Annotated in this window: 7 protein-coding genes; 3 read left to right on the forward strand and 4 right to left on the reverse strand. The window is 57.4% G+C overall.

Annotated elements, in window-relative coordinates; all coding sequences use genetic code 11:
- Window positions 1–167: 167 nt before the first annotated feature.
- The 4 genes from VB780_RS28000 to VB780_RS28015 form a co-directional block, all read right to left on the reverse strand.
- Window positions 168–626 (reverse strand): response regulator, encoded by a 459-nt coding sequence (locus tag VB780_RS28000; RefSeq protein ID WP_323354480.1) that lies wholly within the window; start codon window positions 624–626, stop codon window positions 168–170.
- The gene (locus tag VB780_RS28005) at window positions 619–3,591 is read right to left on the reverse strand and encodes an ATP-binding protein (RefSeq protein WP_323354481.1); all 2,973 of its coding nucleotides are present in this window, start codon (window positions 3,589–3,591) and stop codon (window positions 619–621) included. The genes VB780_RS28000 and VB780_RS28005 overlap by 8 nt, the downstream gene beginning before the upstream one ends.
- Entirely contained in the window at window positions 3,584–5,839 is a 2,256-nt protein-coding gene (locus tag VB780_RS28010) for an NACHT domain-containing protein (protein ID WP_323354482.1), read from the reverse strand. Before VB780_RS28010 ends, VB780_RS28005 begins: the two co-directional genes overlap by 8 nt.
- 364 nt (window positions 5,840–6,203) lie before the next feature.
- Window positions 6,204–11,297 (reverse strand): PAS domain-containing protein, encoded by a 5,094-nt coding sequence (locus VB780_RS28015; RefSeq protein ID WP_323354483.1) that lies wholly within the window; start codon window positions 11,295–11,297, stop codon window positions 6,204–6,206.
- Window positions 11,298–11,767: 470 nt separating this feature from the next.
- Here VB780_RS28015 and VB780_RS28020 point away from each other — a divergent pair, with 470 nt between their 5' ends.
- The 3 genes from VB780_RS28020 to VB780_RS28030 form a co-directional block, all read left to right on the forward strand.
- Entirely contained in the window at window positions 11,768–13,531 is a 1,764-nt protein-coding gene (locus VB780_RS28020; RefSeq protein WP_323354484.1) for an EAL domain-containing protein, read from the forward strand.
- A gap of 138 nt (window positions 13,532–13,669) precedes the next feature.
- A complete protein-coding gene (locus VB780_RS28025; RefSeq protein WP_323354485.1) occupies window positions 13,670–17,788 on the forward strand; it encodes a PAS domain S-box protein in 4,119 nt (1,372 codons plus the stop codon).
- Window positions 17,789–17,803: 15 nt separating this feature from the next.
- A partial coding sequence (locus VB780_RS28030; protein WP_323354486.1) for a response regulator occupies window positions 17,804–18,437 on the forward strand: 634 nt, incomplete at its 3' end.

Genomic DNA, 18,437 nt, shown 5'->3' on the forward strand with positions numbered 1-18,437 from the left:
AATGCTCCCTACGGCAACATTGGCGTTAGCCCACTCGGCTCAACCTAATTCATGGTTTTTTGGTGTTGCTGAATATGGGTACGAGTCGACAATTCACGCCTCTCGCAGGGGCAAACGGCCGTTTGCCCCTACCCCAATCCATGCCCAATTCAGCAATACCAGGTTTTTTACGTTTTACCCAAAGCCGTCTGCAAGGTCTCAATTGTTCTACGGGCCTGGTGCAGTTCTTGAGTGATCAGGTGGGTTTGCAGCACACGCTGCACCCGCTGTCGCAGCACGGCCCAGTGAATCGGCTTAGTAATATAGTCCACTGCGCCTACAGCAAAAGCCCGCTCCACCGAGGCGGTATCCGCCAGGGCCGTGATCATCAGTACCGGGGGGCAGCGATCGCCATAGCTATCCCCCAAGGCCTGACAGCAGGTAAACCCATCCATTTCTGGCATCAGAGCATCCATCAGGATCAGATCGGGCAGGTGCTGTTGGCAAAACCCCAAGCAGGCTTCGCCATTGCTGGCGGTTTCGACGCTGTAGCCTTCGTTGGTCATGGCGTGGGTCAGCAACCGGCGCAGATTGCGTTCGTCATCGACAATCAGCACCGAGGGTTGGGCGAGGGTAGCATCAAGCATGGGAATGGCTAGCGATAAGGGATTGCAGGGCCAACGTCACCTCGGCAAAGGTGCGCTCCAGGTGAGATAGACAGGTTTGCTGGTCTGGCAATGCCATGAGCTGGTGGCCCAGTTCTAACTCTTGGCAGAGGGTGCCCAGCGACAGCGCCCCCAGGTTTAAGCTCATAGACCGCAGCGCGTGGGCCTGCTGCCGAATCTGATCGCCATTGTGCTGGTCAATGGCCTGGCGCAGTTGTTCAAGGCACCGGATGGCATCTTCTCGGTAGTTGTCGATCAGTTCAGCCACCAGGGTATCGGCGTCGGCACCGGCCATATCGCGGATGGCCTGGATCATGCTCTGGTCGAGCAGGGGGGCCTGCGAAGGGCCTGGCGGCTGGGGTCTCGGCGGCTCGGGCAGAGCGACCTGAACCAGGGCGTCCTGGGTTTGGCCGTAACGTACCAGGCAATCAGCGAGAGATGTCAGCACAATGGGTTTGCTGAGAAAATCGTTCAGGCCGGCTTGCAGACACTGTTGCTGAACATCCAGGCTTGAGTGGGCGGTCATGGCGACAATCCAGGGGCGCTCTGCGGTGACCTGGGGCAGCTGGCGAATGGCGTCGGTGGTTTGGTAGCCATCCATGCCCGGCATCTGAATATCCATCAGCACCAGGTCGTAGGGCCGCTGTTGAATTAGGTCGAGGGCATCTAGGCCACTGGCGGCATAGTCGGGCTCATAGCCCAGCCATTGCAGCATTTTAATGGCCACTTTTTGATTGACCGCCAGGTCATCCACCACCAAAATGCTGAGGGGCAGCTGGGGGGCCAGGGGCTGGGGAGCTAGAGCCTGAGGGGTCACAGCCTCGGCGTTTGAGCCGGTTGAGCGGGCCTCGTCTGCCCCCAGGGCGATCGAGTCGTGCCGCCCCCGACCGGGAATGACGGGCACCTGAATTGTGAAGTGAAAGGTGGTGCCGACGCTCAGTTGGGTGTCTACCCCAATCTGCCCGCCCATGGCTTCGACCAGGTTTTTGCAGATGGCCAGCCCCAGCCCGCTGCCGCCGTAGCGCCGGGCCACAGAGGCATCGAGCTGACTAAAGGCTTTAAATAGGGCGTCGCGGCTCTCGTCGGGAATGCCAATGCCGGTGTCTTGAACCGCAAAGTGCAGCTCTGCGGTGTGGGCCTCTGGCGCAAAGGACTGCTTCAGACTCACGGCAATGGTGACGCTGCCTTTTTGGGTGAATTTCACCCCATTGTTGACCAGGTTTAAGAGCACCTGCCGCAGGCGGGTGACATCGCCAACCACGCGCTCAGGAACATCGGCAGCAATCTGCGATCGCATCACCAGTCCTTTTTCCTGGGCCAGGGGGGTGATCAGGTTCACCACCTCCTGAACGCAGCGGTGCAGGTTGAAGGCTCGGCGCTCTAGCTCTAGCTTTTCGGCCTCAATTTTAGAAAAGTCGAGAATGTCGTTGATTAGCGACAGCAGCATCGAACCGCTGTTGTGAATCGTGTCCACAAAGTCTTGCTGCTCGGCATCTAGGGGAGTCAGCCGCAACAGCTCAGTCAGGCCAATAATGGCGTTGAGCGGCGTGCGAATCTCATGGCTCATGGTGGCCACAAAGTTAGACTTGGCCCGGTTGGCCGCCTCCGCCGATCGCATCGCGGCTTCAAGCTGCTGCAGCGCCTGCTTGCGCTGGGTAATGTCGCGGTACTTCCAGAGGTGCCCTTGATAGTCTTGGTCAATAAAGATAGGAATATAGTCTCGCTCTAGAACTCGGCCATCCACTAGCTCAATTTCTTCGCCAATCACGGGCTGACGCCGTTTCAGCACCTGGTGAATGCCCTCGACTATGGCAGCCGGATCGCGAAACAGAGACGCCGCCTGCCCCAGCAGTTTTTCGCAGTCTGGGCCTCTCAGGGCTTCGGGTGGCAGAGGTAAGCCAAAGATTTCGCAGAAGGTTGGGTTGGCTAAAATAATGTGGCGACGTTCGTCCTCAACTAAAATGCCAGTCTGGAGATTTTGAATTAGGGTTGTCAGTCGCGAGGTAGTGGCGCGCAGCTGATAGTCTGCGCGCTTTTGCTCGGTAATATCGCGCACCTGCCCCAAACAGCCTAAGATGTTGCCAGATGGACCAATCAGCGGACTGTAGCGCGCTTCAAAGAAGCCTTTATGCCCGGTTTCTGGCACCACAAAGGCCCGGTTTTGGGCCACCACCGACTCCCCGGCCATGGCCATCGCGATCAGCTTGTCTTCCCCCGTATCCTTCAAAAAGGGAAAAACTTCCCAGGCGACTTGCCCAATCGCTTTACTGCGCGGAAGTCCTGAAAGCTTTTCCATTGGGCCGTTCCACACCTGGTAGCGGTAGTTGGTATCGAGGGCAATAATGCCGTCTACCGCACTCTCAATTAGCCGGTCTGAAAATTGTCGTAGCTGCACCTGCTGAATGGCATGGAAGAGGTGCTGGGTTAGCTGGCGCAAAAACGATTGTTCCAGTGGGCTCCAGTGGCGAGGCTGGCACTGTTGGGCAACTAAAAAACCCCAAATTTCACGGCTGGTGAGAGCCGTATTTTCCCAATGGGAGGTCCGCTGCCAGTCAGGGCTCAGGTATATGGGGATCACCAGGCTGGCCTCTACACCCAACGCCTGCATGAGGGTTTGCTCACAAGGGGTTAGATCAAGGTCGGCCAAGTGATCGATCGCTCTAGACTGATGCAGGGTAGCGCTGCTTAACCAGTCTTTGAGACAGGGAGGAAAGTTAATTACACCGTCTGGCAGCGGCGGCAGGCCTGGTTTAGCAGCAGTAGCTACCGTTTGGGCTTGGCCATCGGTGTCCAGCTGATAGATCACCACCCGGTCTGTTTCCAGCAGGCGCTGCACATCCTGTACGGTGTTTTGCAAAATCTCATCCAGGTTGTCGGCCTGATACAGCCGCAGCGCCGTGGTAGAAACCTGATCGAGGAAATGGGCTGACCCTCCTAGGCTAGGCATGGTGATACTGCACCTCGGGCAACAGCAGGCTATTTTCAAAGGTGCGCACCGTGGCGGCGGTCAGGGTGCGATTGTGGCGCAGGCAGTCGACCAGCAGCCGCTGCATCTGGCAGTAGGTCTCCAGCGATGGACAGGGCGCAGGGTCGACCAAAGCAGCATCCCAGTGGCGGTAGGCGGTGATAGCGTGGCGGAGCGATCGCAGCCAATCGTCTCCAAACCGGTCGCACCAGGTTTCTAGCTCCCCCTGGCTCTCCAGAGCATCGAGCAATTGAGCCTGAAGCCGCTGTAAGTCCTGGGTAAACGACTCTGCCAGGGTAAACCGCTGGTGCAGATCCAGGGCAAACAGCAGGTCAAACCCTGCCTGGGGCGTGGGGTCGCTCAACCACCGCTGCCCCTGATGCAAAAGTCGGGTCAGGGCTAGATCCAGCGCTAGATCAGGCGGCAAGTCCATGCCCAAACGAGCATCTAGGGCTAGGGCCAGATCTAGTCCCTGGTTCAGTCGCAGACCCAGGTAAAACCCGCGCAGAGCCGCTGAATGGTAAGGGGTAGGGGATTGCTCGGCCTGAGTTTGAATCCAGTGCAGCAGGGGCAACAACTCGGGATGGGCCATCACATACTGCTGGCTCTGCTGCCAGAGAGCGGTCCACAGGGTCTCGGCCTGGGGAGCCATTTCTACCGTGAGCACAATCACTTCCCGCCAGCGGGCATCGGACAAGTGGGCCGCCAAGTCGGCCCAGTCAGCGCTCCTCTGCCGCTCTAGCGCTGTCAGCGCCCAGCGGCGGGCCGTGAGATATTCTTGAAAACTCAGGTGGGTAAAGGCATAGCTGCCCAGTTCTCGCTCGGTGAGCATGCCGTAATGCTCGATCAAGACCTGTAAAACGGCTTTACTGTCAGCCCAGCGCTGTTCCAGAGTGGTCACTTGCCGATCGCGGTGGGCCAGGGCTCGGGCAATTAGGCCCAAAAGTTCGGCCTCGTCGAGCAAGACTTTGCCCTGCTCAAAACTGTGGGTCGCTACCTCGCAGAGAATACCCAGCAGGTCTGTGGTAGAAAGCTGCTGCAGCGGCTGGCAGCGGCTAATGCCGCGCTGCTGATCCCACTGCCCTAACAACAGATCGAGGGCCTGCTGGTACAGCTTGCTGCGCTGGTCAGGGAACTGCCCCGAATTGGAAAAGACCAGACACATCAGGTGCAGCAAAATCGGGGTCAGAGCCATCTCCCGCAGGCGATCGTTGTCGGGATGATGGAGGGCCTCCAGGCAGGTTTGGGCTAGCACCGCCCCCTGCTCTGGGTTGTTGGCGACAAACCACTGCTGCACAAACCGCTCAATTTGCGGGGCTGTAAACTCCGCTAGCTCTAAAGTCACTAGTCCATTGAGCTGGGGCACTGGGCCACCGCTGCGCCCGGTTAGGATCACCCGCAGACCAGGATAGGTGTCAAGCAATGTCTGGAGCTGCTGAGTCACCAGCCGGTGCTGTGAACTGGGCAGTTCATCCCAGCCGTCTAGCAGCAGCCACAACTGCCCCTGTTGCCACAGACGATCGATTTGAGCCGAGCTGAGACCAGAGGCTAACCAGCGCTGATTCAAGTACTGCTGCACGTTCAGGTCGGCGGCGGGGACTAGGGCTAGCTGCCGCAGGCGCAAAAAAATGGGCAGTAAGGTTTGACTATCTGCCTGCAAACGACCAGCGCTAATCTCCAGGGCCAAATGCTGCAAAAGGGTGGTTTTGCCGGCCCCTGGCCCGCCCAGCACCAGCACCCGCGAGTGGGGCTGAATAGCGGCTGGGGCATGTACTTTGGGCGTATTCAATGATTGCCCGAACCGCTGGTAGGGGCGCACGTAGGCATCGGTATAAATCTGGGCCAGGGTAAGGGGCTGGTGTAGGTCGAGGGGCAACTCTAGCAGCTGACACTGAGCTTGGGCCAGGGTGGTCAGGTGCGATCGCACCACGGCCATGTCATCGACTCCGACCAGTTCAACGTCCCCCTGAGGTATAGCGCTCGGTTGAGGAGATTCTGAAACAAACGCGGTGCGATCGACAATATCTTCCCAGTCGAGATCGAGGGTAAAACAGATATCAATAAAGATATGGCGCTCTACCGGGCGACCCGAGAAAAACTTCCAGATCGGCTGCCGCGTTTGTAACTCTACCTCTGCGGCCAAATATTCCTGAGTCCATCCTTTCAAGTCAAAGGCTCGCTTGGCTTGACTAATTCCGGCTTGAGAAGCTTTGAGTGATCGTTTTGCCATAGGTCTTCCCAGGGGGCTGATTGCAGCAGAAATAGCGTTGGCATGGATACCGAATCTATTTCTCCGCAGGGAGTTTCACCCGTAGAAAAACTCTAAATTCAAGCGGGATTCGGCATATACAACTCTTCCTTCAACACGCATTGGGAACCGGAAGAAAAGCAGAAAACAGGCGGAATTACGTAATTTTACCGAAGGAATTGAGGCTCAAAGAAAACAAGTATAAGACTTTGCGTAATAATACGATTTTTATTTCCTCATGGCTTTTCCTAGCCAACTTTGCTACGACAAGCCTCTGGTTTTCAAGTCAAATCTCAAACTCATTAAAGGGGATGACGACTCCGCAACCCTAGGTTCAGTACTGGACTCAGGCCAACTGTAAAAGCTGCTGAATTAACCCCTTTAACGCTTTCATTTTGAAAGGCTTTGAAAGGTAGTGACTCGCGCCTGCGGCTAGGCATCGCTCGCGATCGCCGGGCATCACCAAAGCGGTTAGGGCCACGATGGGGATATTGGCACAGCGAGCATCGCTGCGAACGAGCTGCATGGCTTGGAGACCATCCATATCGGGCATTTGAATATCCATTAAGATCAGGTCGGGCGCTTGAGTTTGGGCCAGCTCGACGGCTGCTCGACCATTTTTTGCGTAGAGCAGGCGATACCCTAGGGCTGTGAGGTAGCTAGAAACCGTAGCCACATTCATGTCATTGTCTTCGGCCAGCAAAATTAGCGGCATCTCGATCGCCGGTTGAGACGAGTTGGGCGAAGGGACAACCGGCACCGGAGACAGGGAGGGCTGGGGACGGTGTTGCAGGCTCTCGATCGCCTGCTGTAGCTGATAGCGGCTAATGGGTTTAACCAAATACTCTGATGCGCCGAGGGACAGCCCGTAGGATCGCTCGTCTACAACAGACACCACAATGACCGGGATAGCCAGGGTTTTGGGATCAGTTTTAAGGTGTCGCAGCACCTCCCATCCAGACAGATTGGGCAGCAAAATATCGAGAATAATCAGCGCCGGATGGAACTTGATAACATCGCCCATCACCCGATCGCCGCTGGGGCAGATGATGGCTTCCATGCCTTGCTCTTCAAGATAGCGAGCGATCAGATCTGCCGCTGCAGCAGAGTCTTCAATCACAAGGACCCGGCAGTTATGGGTGTCGAGCAGACTGCGTTGGGGCGTTGGGGCGATCGCCGGCAAAGCTATGTCTGTGAGGTAGGGGAGATTAAGGGTGAAGCAGCTGCCCTGATTGACCTCACTGGTCACTGATACCGTGCCCCCATGCAGTTCAGCCATCTTGCGCACCAGGGCTAAACCCAAACCCGTGCCATTGTATTGGCGGCTTAAGCTACTGTCGATCTGCACAAAGGGCTGAAAGAGTTTGGCGATATCGTCTGGGGCGATGCCAATGCCGGTGTCGGTCACCGACAATTTGAGGTGATTTCTGCCGTTTTGTTGTTCAACGCGAGCCTGTAGGGTGACCTGCCCGCCGGAGGGCGTAAACTTAACGGCGTTGCTGAGCAGGTTGATCAACACCTGGCGAATGCGTCGCTCATCGACCACAATATCTGGTATGGCCTGAGCGATCTCTAGGCTCAGACCCACATCTTTGGAGAGCGCCAGCTGGCGAACGAAAGTTAAACTCGACTCGCACAGATATTGAACGCTGACTAACGCTGTCTCTAGCTCAAGTTTACCGGCCTCAATTTTAGATAGATCGAGGATGTCGTTAATCAGATCTAGCAGATGGGTGCCGCTGCGCTCGATCGTTTCCACGGCCTGCCGTTGACGATCGCTCAAGCTGCCAAACACATGTTCTTTGAGCCCCTCAGACATGCCCAAGATGGCGTTGAGCGGGGTGCGGAGCTCGTGGCTCATGTTGGCCAAAAACTCGTCTTTAAGGCGGGTGGCGCGATCGAGTTCGGCATTGGTTAGCATGAGCCGTTCATTGATCTGCTGTAGGCGGTCTTCGGCTTGCTGGCGCTCGGCTTCGCTGCGCTTGCGATCGCTAATGTCTAGGTTTACCCCAATCATGCTTTTGGGGTTGCCCTCTGCATCGAGCACCACCATGCCGTGAGCCTTGATGTGGTGGATGCTGCCGTCGCCATGGATCACCCGAAACTCGGGATCGTAGATGGCTTGCCCCAGGATGGCCTGTTGCAGCAGGGTTTCGGTCGCTGCGCGATCGTCGGGATGAACGCTGTTGGCCCAAATCTCGTAGGGCACCGAGGCGGCTATATCAGCGGCGGCGGCTCCGTAAAGTTCATACATCCGCTCATCCCAAAAGATGGTGTTTTGCTGAATATCCCAGTCCCAACAGCCGATCGCGCCCGAACTCAGGGCGAGGGTCAGACGGTTGGATAGGTTTTGTCGCTCTAGTTCCGCGACTTTGCGCTCCGTAATGTCTAGGGCCGTCCCAAAGATCTTTGTAATTTGCCCTTGATCATCCCGTTTCGCTTCCCCCCGCGCGTCGAGATAGCGGACGGTACCGTCCACCCGGAGAATCCGCAGCTCGAGTTCGTAAGGATTGCCTTCCCGCATAGCTAGATCAACGTATTCCTCAAGGCGACCGCGATCCTCTGGATGGATGAAATCAAAATGCTCTGCATAAGCAGGTTCAGGATCACTGGGATCAAAGCCGAATATATAGAACAATTCCTCTGACCAGGTCAGTTTGCTGGTAGCCACATCGACTTCCCAACTGCCCAAATGCACCATGCGCTGGGCCTCTGACAGGGCGGCTTGACTCTTGCGGAGTTGGTTCTCAATGGCTTTGCGATCGCCAATATCGGCAAAGTAGCCCACAATTTCGACCGGTGCGCCCTGGGCATCGAGAATCAGCCGCAGTTCGTTACGTATCCAGATGTAATGTCCAGCTTTGTGCAAAAACCGATATTCATGGATATGCTGCCCCTGCTCAAACAGGATCGGCAGCTCTGCCAACAGGCGCGGGGCATCTTCGGGATGGAGATGGATCGTCCAAAAATCGGGGCGGGACAAAAACTCTGCCGACGTATATCCACTCACGTTGACAATGTTGTCGCTCATGAAGGTCGTGGCCCCATCGAGCTGGCAGGTAAAGATGGCCGCTGGGCTAGAGGACAGCACAAACTCCAGCTGCCGCTTCAGCGTCTGGGCTTCTAGTTCGGCCTGTTTGCGCTGGGTAATGTCCATTTCGGAGCCGATAATGCGGGTTGGGTTCCCGGCCTCATCCCAGACCGCCTGGCCCCGGTCGAGAATCCACAGGTAGTGACCGGCTTCATGGCGGAGGCGATATTCCTGCTGGTAGAAGGCCGTCTTTTGAGCTAAATGGTCGGCCATTGCCGCCAGAACGCGATCGCGATCATCGGGGTGGATGCGATCGGACCATTCTTCGGGGGTGCCGCTCACCGTATCCTCCGCTAACCCCCGCAGCTCGTGCCAGCGCCTGGTGCGAAAGACCTCGCCGGTTTTTATATTCCAGTCCCAGAGGGAGGCATCGCTCCCCTGGAGGGCGAGCTGCCAGCGCTCTTCGCTTTCCTGAAGGGCGGCGGTGCGCTCGGCGACCCGCGCTTCTAGCTCGTGATTGAGCGCCTGGAGGTCGATTTCAGCCTGTTTGCGATCGCTGATATCGCGGATCATAAACAGCACTTCGTTGTCGCCGCTGGCGATCGCCCGCACTTCCTCATACTGCGTGCGATCGCCGATCTGAATCTGCTGCTCATAAACTTGCAGGGTGCGGGTGTCTAGAGCTTGCCGAATGGCGGCTAGGTGGCGTTGGGCCACCTCAGGCGGCAGCAAATCTACCATCGATTGCCCCACAGAATTCACCGTGGACGGCAGCAGATCGGTGACGCGCCGACTGGCGATGTACTCTAGATAAACCCCATCCGCCGTAGTGCGGAACATCAGGTCAGGAATGGCGGATAGGATGGCGCGGCTCTGGGCCTCGCTCTGGCACAGTCTTTCCTCTGCCTGTTTGCGATCGCTAATATCGCGAATCATCAACAGCACTTCATGGTCACCAATAGCGACGGCCCGTAACTCTTCGTGGCGAACCCGACCGCTCACCTGAATCTGCTGTTCGTGAACCTGTAACTCCCGCGTTTCTAGAGATCGACGAATGGCGGCGAGTTGGGGATGAGCCAGCTCTGGCGGCAATAGATCGAGAATTGACCCATCCGGGGTCACCAGGGCAGGGTCAAAGAGATTAAAGCTGCGATCGGGGCCAATAAAATCGAGATAGCGCCCTTCGGCACTCACCCGCACCAGGAGATCGGGAATGGCCGCGAGAATGGCCCGCTGGGTGGCCTCGCTCTGGGCGAGGGCGAGGGCTGCCTGCTGGCGCTCGGCCTCACTGCGTTTACGCTCGCTAATATCGCGAATCATAAACAAAACTTCATCCGGGTTGACTGGGCTAACCCGCACCTCTTCCCAGCACAGATCGCCGTCGATCTCAATCTGCTGCTCGTAGATTTGAACAGTCCCCGTATCAAGAGCTTGCTGGGCCATCTGAACTTTTTGCTTAGCCAGGGTGGAGGGCAGCACGTCGTAGATCGTGTAGTTATAGAAATCTGGGGGAGGCAGCAGCACTCGCTTCACCGAGTCTCCCCTCAAGATGCCTATGTACTGCCCCCGGCGATTGACGCGAACCATCAAATCGGGAATCGCTTCGAGGATGGCGCGGTTGGTGTCTTCTAGGGTTTTGCGATCGGTAATGTCGCGCACAATCACCAGCACTTCGTTGTCGCCGCAGACGTTGATTCTGACTTCCTCCGTGCGCAGGGTGTCGTTGATGACAATCTGCTGGTCATAGATTTGCAGCTCTCCCGTCCGCAGGGCCTGCTGAATGTAGGTTAGGCGCTGGGCCGCTAGCTCGGCGGGCAAGATCTCGTCGCCCCGTTTGCCCACCAGATCCGCATTGTCGCGGTAGAGCTCGAAGTCAGCAGAGCCCACGCGGTCGAGATAGACCCCCTCTGCCGAGGTGCGGATGACCAGGTCGGGCAGCGCTTGTAGCAAAGACTGATACTGAGCAGCGCCTTGGCTAAGGGATGTGGCTAACTCCTGCTGGTGAGTCAGTTCGACTTGTTGCGCCTGAAACATCTGCCACAGGTAGGGTTGCAAACTTTCGCGAGTAATCACCCCCGCCAGCGCCCCCTGCTCATCCACCACGGCCAAACAGTCGGTGGCATGTTGCTGTAGAAGCCCGGCCGGGATTGAGATATCGCTGAGATCAGACTGCCGCACGCTGATCACTGGCGCTTGCATTACCTCAGCCATGGTCAGCTCGGCGAGCGATCGCCCCTGGGCTACCAGCGCCAGCAGCGCACCCTCGGCAAAACTGCCGACCAAGTTTTCTCCGTCAACGACAAAAATACAGGAAAGTTGTGGTTGACTATCTCCCATTAAACGCACGACATCGCTTACCGATGTTATGGAGCCTACAGAAGCGGTAATGTCAACAAAATCGTGACGCATACAATCAACTAATGGGAAGTCTATCTCTAGTCTAGTTTTCCCAGAACCTGAGCAATAAGACGTTTTCTACATCCACCTTCCCCAAGGCATATATTTCTCATATTTTTCCAAGGCATATATTTCTCATACTTTAAAGATATAGAATCTGTAGATTTGATTTGCCCAGTAGAAAGGCTGCTGGCGCAAATTGCTTTGCCGCCCTGTATTTTTGTTTAGTAAATAATCCTTCAAGATTATTCATGGTTTTGATCTTTGTGCTCAGATGTTTAATTTGTAACACAGTGTCTTTCAAACCAAAACGTTTAACCTCGATTAGCCGCAGCTTGTCATGACAAGCTGCGGCTAATCAAGACCCACGCATGCTCTATTTTCCACTATGGTCTATGCAGAACCTGCATAGAATGCCGACTTTTATGCGATCGCCCAAGCGGCTGAGGTGCTATTGCTGAAGCAGTTTAGTTGATGCTCCCATGCCTACGTCTCAACCATTTTCTATTCTTGTTGTTGACGATGAACCCAGCAACTTTGAAGTGATTGAAACCCTTCTGTCCATAGAAGAAACGGCGTTGGGCGAGACTCAAGCCTATCAGCTGCACTATGTGGCTAATGGGGCCACCGCTGTTGAATCGTTAGAGTTGTTTCAGCCCGATGTAATTTTGTTAGATGTGATGATGCCGGGCATGAGTGGGCTAGAGGTCTGCCAGCGCATTAAAGCGATGCCGCAGTGGCGATTGCTGCCCATTATTATGGTAACCTCGCTGACCGACAAGGCCGATTTAGCCCGCTGCTTTGCCGCCGGGGCCGATGATTTTATCAGTAAACCCGTTACCGGTCTTGAGTTAAATGCCCGGGTGCGATCCATGCTCCGCATCCGTCGGCAGTATCAGGCCTTGGCCAATTTCAATAATCGCCTCGAAAAGACGGTGCAAGAGCGCACGACCCAGCTCCAGACGATGATTACCCAGGATGGTCTGACCCAGCTCTCTAGCCGCGCCTTTTTGCTCCAGCAGATAGCCGAGATGCTGCGGGCACAATGCTTTTCCTTTGCAGTGGTCTATTTAGACTGCGATCAGTTCAAGCTGGTGAACAGTGCCTTTGGCCATGGAGTTGGCAATCAACTGCTCTTGGCGATCGCTGGGCGTCTGCAACAACTGCTGCGGCCCGGCGATACGCTGGCGCGGGTGGGGGAAGATGAGTTTTGCTTTTTGCTACACCAGATTGACAGTGAGCGCGCGCTTCAGCCCTTTATTGACCAGGTGCTTCAGAGTTTTGTCAGTTCCTTTGAGGTGGATAACTGCGAGATTTTTATGACCGCCTGCATTGGCATTGCCCTGGGGAACTGGGCCTATCAACAGGCTGAAGAACCCCTGCAAGATGCCGATACGGCCATGTATAAAGCCAAACAGCGCGGCAAAAACGTCTGCCAGGTCTTCGATCGCCAGATGTCGGTGGCCATGCTAAAGCGCCTGACCCTAGAGACCGATTTGCAGCGTGCCCTCAATCACCAAGAGTTTGTCGCCTACTACCAGCCCATCGTCAATCTGCACACCGAAGCCCTATGTGGGTTTGAAGCCCTGGTGCGCTGGCAGCACCCCAGTCGGGGCCTGGTGTCACCCAACGAATTTATTCCCTGTATGGAAGAAACTGGGCTGATTGTGCCCCTAGGCATTGTGGTCTTGCACCAGGCCTGTGGGCAGCTGCTGGCCTGGCACCAGCAGGGCCACACCGACCTCACCATGAGCGTCAACCTGTCGGTGCGCCAGTTTGCCTCGCCCACCCTGCTGGCCGATATCGACCAGGTTTTAGCCGAGACCGGCCTCAACCCCGCCTACCTGAAGCTAGAAATTACCGAAAGTGCCCTGCTCGAAAATGCCGAGACGGCCATCGGCATTATGGCCCAGCTGCGATCGCGTCAAATCCACATCAGCGTCGATGACTTTGGCACCGGGTATTCCTCCCTGAGTTCGCTCCACCGCTTTCCGTTGTGTGACTTAAAAATTGACCGCTCGTTTGTCAGCCAAATGCACGAGAGCCAGCGCAACTTTAAAATTGTCAGCACCATTATTTCGCTGGGCGACCAGTTGGGGCTAACGGTTGTGGCCGAGGGCATTGAGACTCGCCAGCAGCTTGAGCATCTGCTACACCTGGGCTGCCAACTGGGGCAGGGGTATTTATTTAATCAACCCCTCAGCGCCAATATCGTTGAGATCGATTGTCTCAACCGTCGTCTGTAAGACCGCATCCGCAGCCCATCACCCCCAATTTCACTGACCTGCAAGGGTTGCGAGCTGGGGTCGGGTACTCTATATCCAGGCGTGGGTAACCCGTTTACCGCCCCAGGTGGGTTTGTCTTCGAGCGTTGTAGAGACAAGATGGCTGAAGCCTTAACTGTTTTAATCGTTGAAGATAGCGAAGACGACGCGTTGCTGATCGTTGAGAGCCTGCGTGGGGATGGCCTAGCGGTGACCTGGGAGCGGGTACAAACCGCCGCCGCCCTCAAACCCATGCTCTTGACTCACCGCTGGGATGCGATTATTGCTGACCACAGCCTGCCGGGGTTCGATGCCCCAACGGCGCTGGCCATCGTGCGTGAGCAGGGGCTAGATCTGCCCTTTATTGTCGTCTCTGGCGTGCTGGGCGAACAGCAGGCCGTGGCTCTGATGAAGGCCGGTGCCCAAGACTACATGATGAAAGACAACCTGGCTCGCCTGCCAGAGGCCCTGCGTCGAGAGCTGCGAGCCACCCAAAATCGGCGCGATCGCCAGCGGGTAGAACAGGCTTTGCAGCAAAGTGAGGCCCGGTTTCAAAAGCTGGTAGAGACCCAGCCGGGCATTGTATACACAGTTGTGCAGCGGGCCAGCGGCGATCGCGCGTTTACCTACCTGAGCAGCACCGGAGCCAATCTCTTCGAGATTCCCGTGGAAATCGCCCTGGCCGACTTCAGCGCCATGGCCGCCCTGTTGCACTCAGAAGACAGAGCTGGGGTAGATGCGGCCATGGCCCACAGCGCCGCCACCCTGACCCCCTTGCACCACGAAGGGCGCATCGTTACCCCCTTGGGCAAGACCAAATGGATCCAGATTCATGGCCAGCCCGAGCGCCTGCCCAATGGCGATGTGCAGTGGTTTGGCGTGGTGCTGGAGGTGAGCGATCGCAAACAGGCCGAGCTGACTGTAGCCTGCCAACGCGACCTCAACCACCTGATGATGGCCGTGACCCAGCGCTTTGTGGAGGTGAGGGCTGCCCAGTTTGACGCCGAGGTAACCCATGCCCTAGCTCAAATTGGTGCCTATATCCAGGCCGACCACGGCCACGTGGTGGCCCTGGCCGCCGCCGATGCCCAGGGCATGATGCGCCTCACCCACCAGTGGCACCACCCCGACTGTACTACTGGACGCCAGCCGCCCGAAGCCATCCCCACGGCAGCCTTTCCCTGGGCGACGGCGGCGCTGCTACGGCGAGAGGTGGTCAACGTGCCCCAGGTGGGAGCGCTGCCCGCCGACTGCGCCACCGATCGCACCAGTTGGCAGGGGTTCGACGTCGGGGCGGTGCTGTCTGTACCCCTGATTCAAAAGACTCGGGTGGTGGGTTACGTGGGGTTTCTCACTCTGGGCCGACCCACCCTATGGGATGACGACATCCAGCAGATGGTGCAGGTGCTGGCTCAGACCATTGCCTCGGCCCAAGATCGACTTCAGGCCGAGCACCTGCTGGCCCGCCGCGAAGCTCAGAGCTGGGCCATGCTCTCAGTCATGCCCGATCTGCTGATCCGCATAGGAGCCGATGGCCGCTACCGCGAAGTGCTGAGTCAAAATCACCCCTTGGATATTGTCAGTCCCTCTCGGAGTCGGATTGGCCATCACGTATCCAAGTTTTTGCCCGCCGATTTGGCAGAGCTCAAGCTCCAGGCCATCCATCATGCCCTGGCCACCCATGAGGTGCAAACCTACGAGCAGCAGATGCTAGTGGGCGATCGCCTCCAGCACGAAGAACTGCGAGCGGTGCGGTGCGGCGACGATGAGGTGCTGTTTCTCATTCGCGACATCAGCGAGCGTAAACGCGGTGAGGCCGAACGCCAGCGCACCGAGCTAGCCCTCCAGCAGAGTGAGGCCCACCAGCGGGCGCTGGTCGAGGCCCTACCCGATCTGCTGGCGCGGTTGAGCAAAGATGGCATCTACCTGGAGTTTGTCGCCAGCCCCACGTTTCATGTGGTGGGCAATCTGTCAGAGCTGGTCGGCACCCATGTGACCGAATCGTTGCCCCCGGCGGCAGCCCAGCAGCGTCTCGATGCGATCGCCCAGGCCCTGGCCACCCAAACCATCCAGTTTTATGAGCACGATCTGTCTACGGCCGAGAAAATGCAGATTGAAGAAGTCCGGGTGGTGCCCTACCGGGACGATGAGGTGCTGGCCCTAGTGCGGGATATCAGCGATCAGAAAGCAGCCCTGCAGGAGCGCGACCGGGCCGAACGTCAGCTCAAGGAACTCAACCAATCGCTGGAGCGGCAGGTAGCCGAGCGCACCGCTGCACTGAAGGAGCGCGAGGTGCGCTACCGGGGCCTCATGGAAGGGGCCAGTGATGCCATCTTGGTAGCCGATATGGAGGGCCATATTCTAGAGGTGAATCGCCGGACGGAGGAGCTGTTTGGCTACTCCCGCGATCAGTTGATCCAGATGCACCAATCCCAGCTGCATCCGCCAGAACACCAGGCCGATCTCATTGCCCTCTTTCAGGAGGCGATTGATCTCCCCCATTTTCGGGCCTTGAACATCCCTATTCTGCACGCCGATAGCCGACGAATTCCGGTGGATATTACCGCGACGATCATCGATCTGGGGGCGGCCCGGGTGGTGCAGAGCATTTTTCGCGATGTCAGCGATCGCCAGCGGATTGAAGCCGAAAACCAGCGCCTGCGCGATCGCCTGGGCTTTTTGCTCGACTCCAGCCCCGCCGTGATCTACAGTGTTGAACCTACCGGCAGCTACAGACCCACGTTTATCAGTCAAAACCTGGCGGGTATCTTAGGCTACGAGTCAGAGGCGTTTCTCGCCAACTTTACCGACTGGCGCGAGTACTACCATCCCGACGAGGCCGACAGGATTTGGGCCAGCATTCCCGCCCTTGTCGAGCGCGGCTTCTACGCCATGGAGTATCGCTTTCGGCACCAAGATGGCCATTATCTGTGGGTGCAAGATGAGGCCCGCGTCGCCTACGACACCTGCGGCCAGCCCCAGGAAATCATTGGCTACCTAGCGGATATCACCGATCGCAAGTGTGCCGAGGAGAGACTGCGGCAGACCAACGCCGAACTGCTCCGCGCCACCCGCCTCAAGGACGAGTTTCTCGCCAATATGAGCCACGAACTGCGCACTCCGCTCAACGCTATTTTGGGTATGACCGAGGGGCTGCAAGATCAGGTGTTTGGCGCTATCAACGATCGCCAGCTCAAGGCTCTCACCACCGTTGAGACCAGTGCCTCCCATCTGCTGGCGCTGATCAACGACATTCTCGATGTGGCCAAAATTGAGTCGGGCCAGATTACCCTGCACCTGACCCCTACGGCGATCGCTCCCCTGTGCCAGTCAAGCCTCATGTTTGTGCAGCAGCAGGCCTACAAAAAACGCATTCAGCTCCTGAACTGCATTTTTCCCAACCTCCCCGATTTAGTCATCGATGAGCGCCGCGTGCGCCAGATTTTGATCAATTTGCTCACCAATGCGGTCAAATTTACCCCTGAGGGGGGCCGCGTCAGCCTGACGGTCACGCCAGAGTTGCGCCAAACCGGCAATGAAACCCAGGCTATGCTGCGCTTTGCTATCAGAGATACGGGCATTGGTATCGCCCCCGACAACCGCCAAAAGTTATTTCAACCCTTCATTCAGATCGACAGCGCCCTCAACCGCCAGTACCAGGGCACGGGGCTGGGCCTCACCCTGGTCAAGCAGATCACCGAGCTCCACGGTGGCCAGGTGGGGTTGACCAGTGAGGTCGGCGTCGGCAGCTGCTTTACTATTGATCTGCCCTACGACCCAGGGGCAGGGTCAGACCCTGCCGACCTACAGGCCGCCGCGCCCACCGACAGCTTCACGACGGCGGCTTTGCCCCCACCATTGCCCCTGATTCTGTTGGCGGGCGATCAGGAGGCCACGATCAGCACCGCAGTCAACTACCTAACCGCTAAGGGCTACCGCCTGCTGGTGGCCCGTCGGGGTGAAGCGGCCATAGCCCTGGCCCTGGCCGAAAATCCAGACCTGATTGTAATCGATATGCAGCTGCCGGGAGTAGATGGCCTGGAAACAATTCGCCGCATCCGCGACGATCCGCACCTGGCCGATCGCCCGATCATTGCCCTCACCGCGCTGGCGGCGAGCGATCGCGATCGCTGCCTATCGACCGGGGCTAACCAGCACCTGGGTCAACCGCTGAAGCTCAAGCAGTTGGCTACCGTCATTCAGCAGCTGCTCATCCCCCTCGCGCCCTCTACCCCCTAACTCACCCGCAGCCCTATGCCACCCGCCTCCATTTTGATTGTTGACGACGACCCCAATAACTTTGATGTGATTGAGACCCTGCTGGATGCCCAGGGTTATCAGCTGCACTACATCAGCACGGGGGAAGCGGCGATCGCCGCCCTCGACTACCTAAAACCCGACCTGATTTTGCTCGACGTCATGATGCCCGGTCTCGATGGATTTGAGGTCTGCCGCCAGATCAAGTCTTCGCCCACCTGGGCCACCCTGCCGGTGATTATGGTGACGGCCCTGAGCGAAAAACAGGACCTCGCCCGCTGCTTTAGCGCCGGGGCCAACGACTTTATCAGCAAGCCGATCAACCGGCTAGAGCTAATTGCCAGGGTGCAATCGATGCTGCTGCTGCGGCAGCAGTACCGGCAGCTAGAAACCTTTAACGCCCAGCTCGAAGCCAAGGTGCTCAAGCGCACGGCCCAACTCCAGGCGATCATTTCCCACGATGCCCTCACCCAGTTGCCCAGCCGGGCCGCCTTGAACCAGACCCTGGCTGAGCTGCTTCAGGCTGAGAATTCGGCCTTTGCGGTCATTTACCTCGACTGCGACCAGTTCAAGCTGATCAACGGTTCCTTTGGCTACACGCTGAGCAACCAGCTGCTCAAGGCGATCGCCG

This window comes from Leptolyngbya sp. CCNP1308, from assembly GCF_034932455.1.
Classification (GTDB): domain Bacteria; phylum Cyanobacteriota; class Cyanobacteriia; order Phormidesmidales; family Phormidesmidaceae; genus Nodosilinea.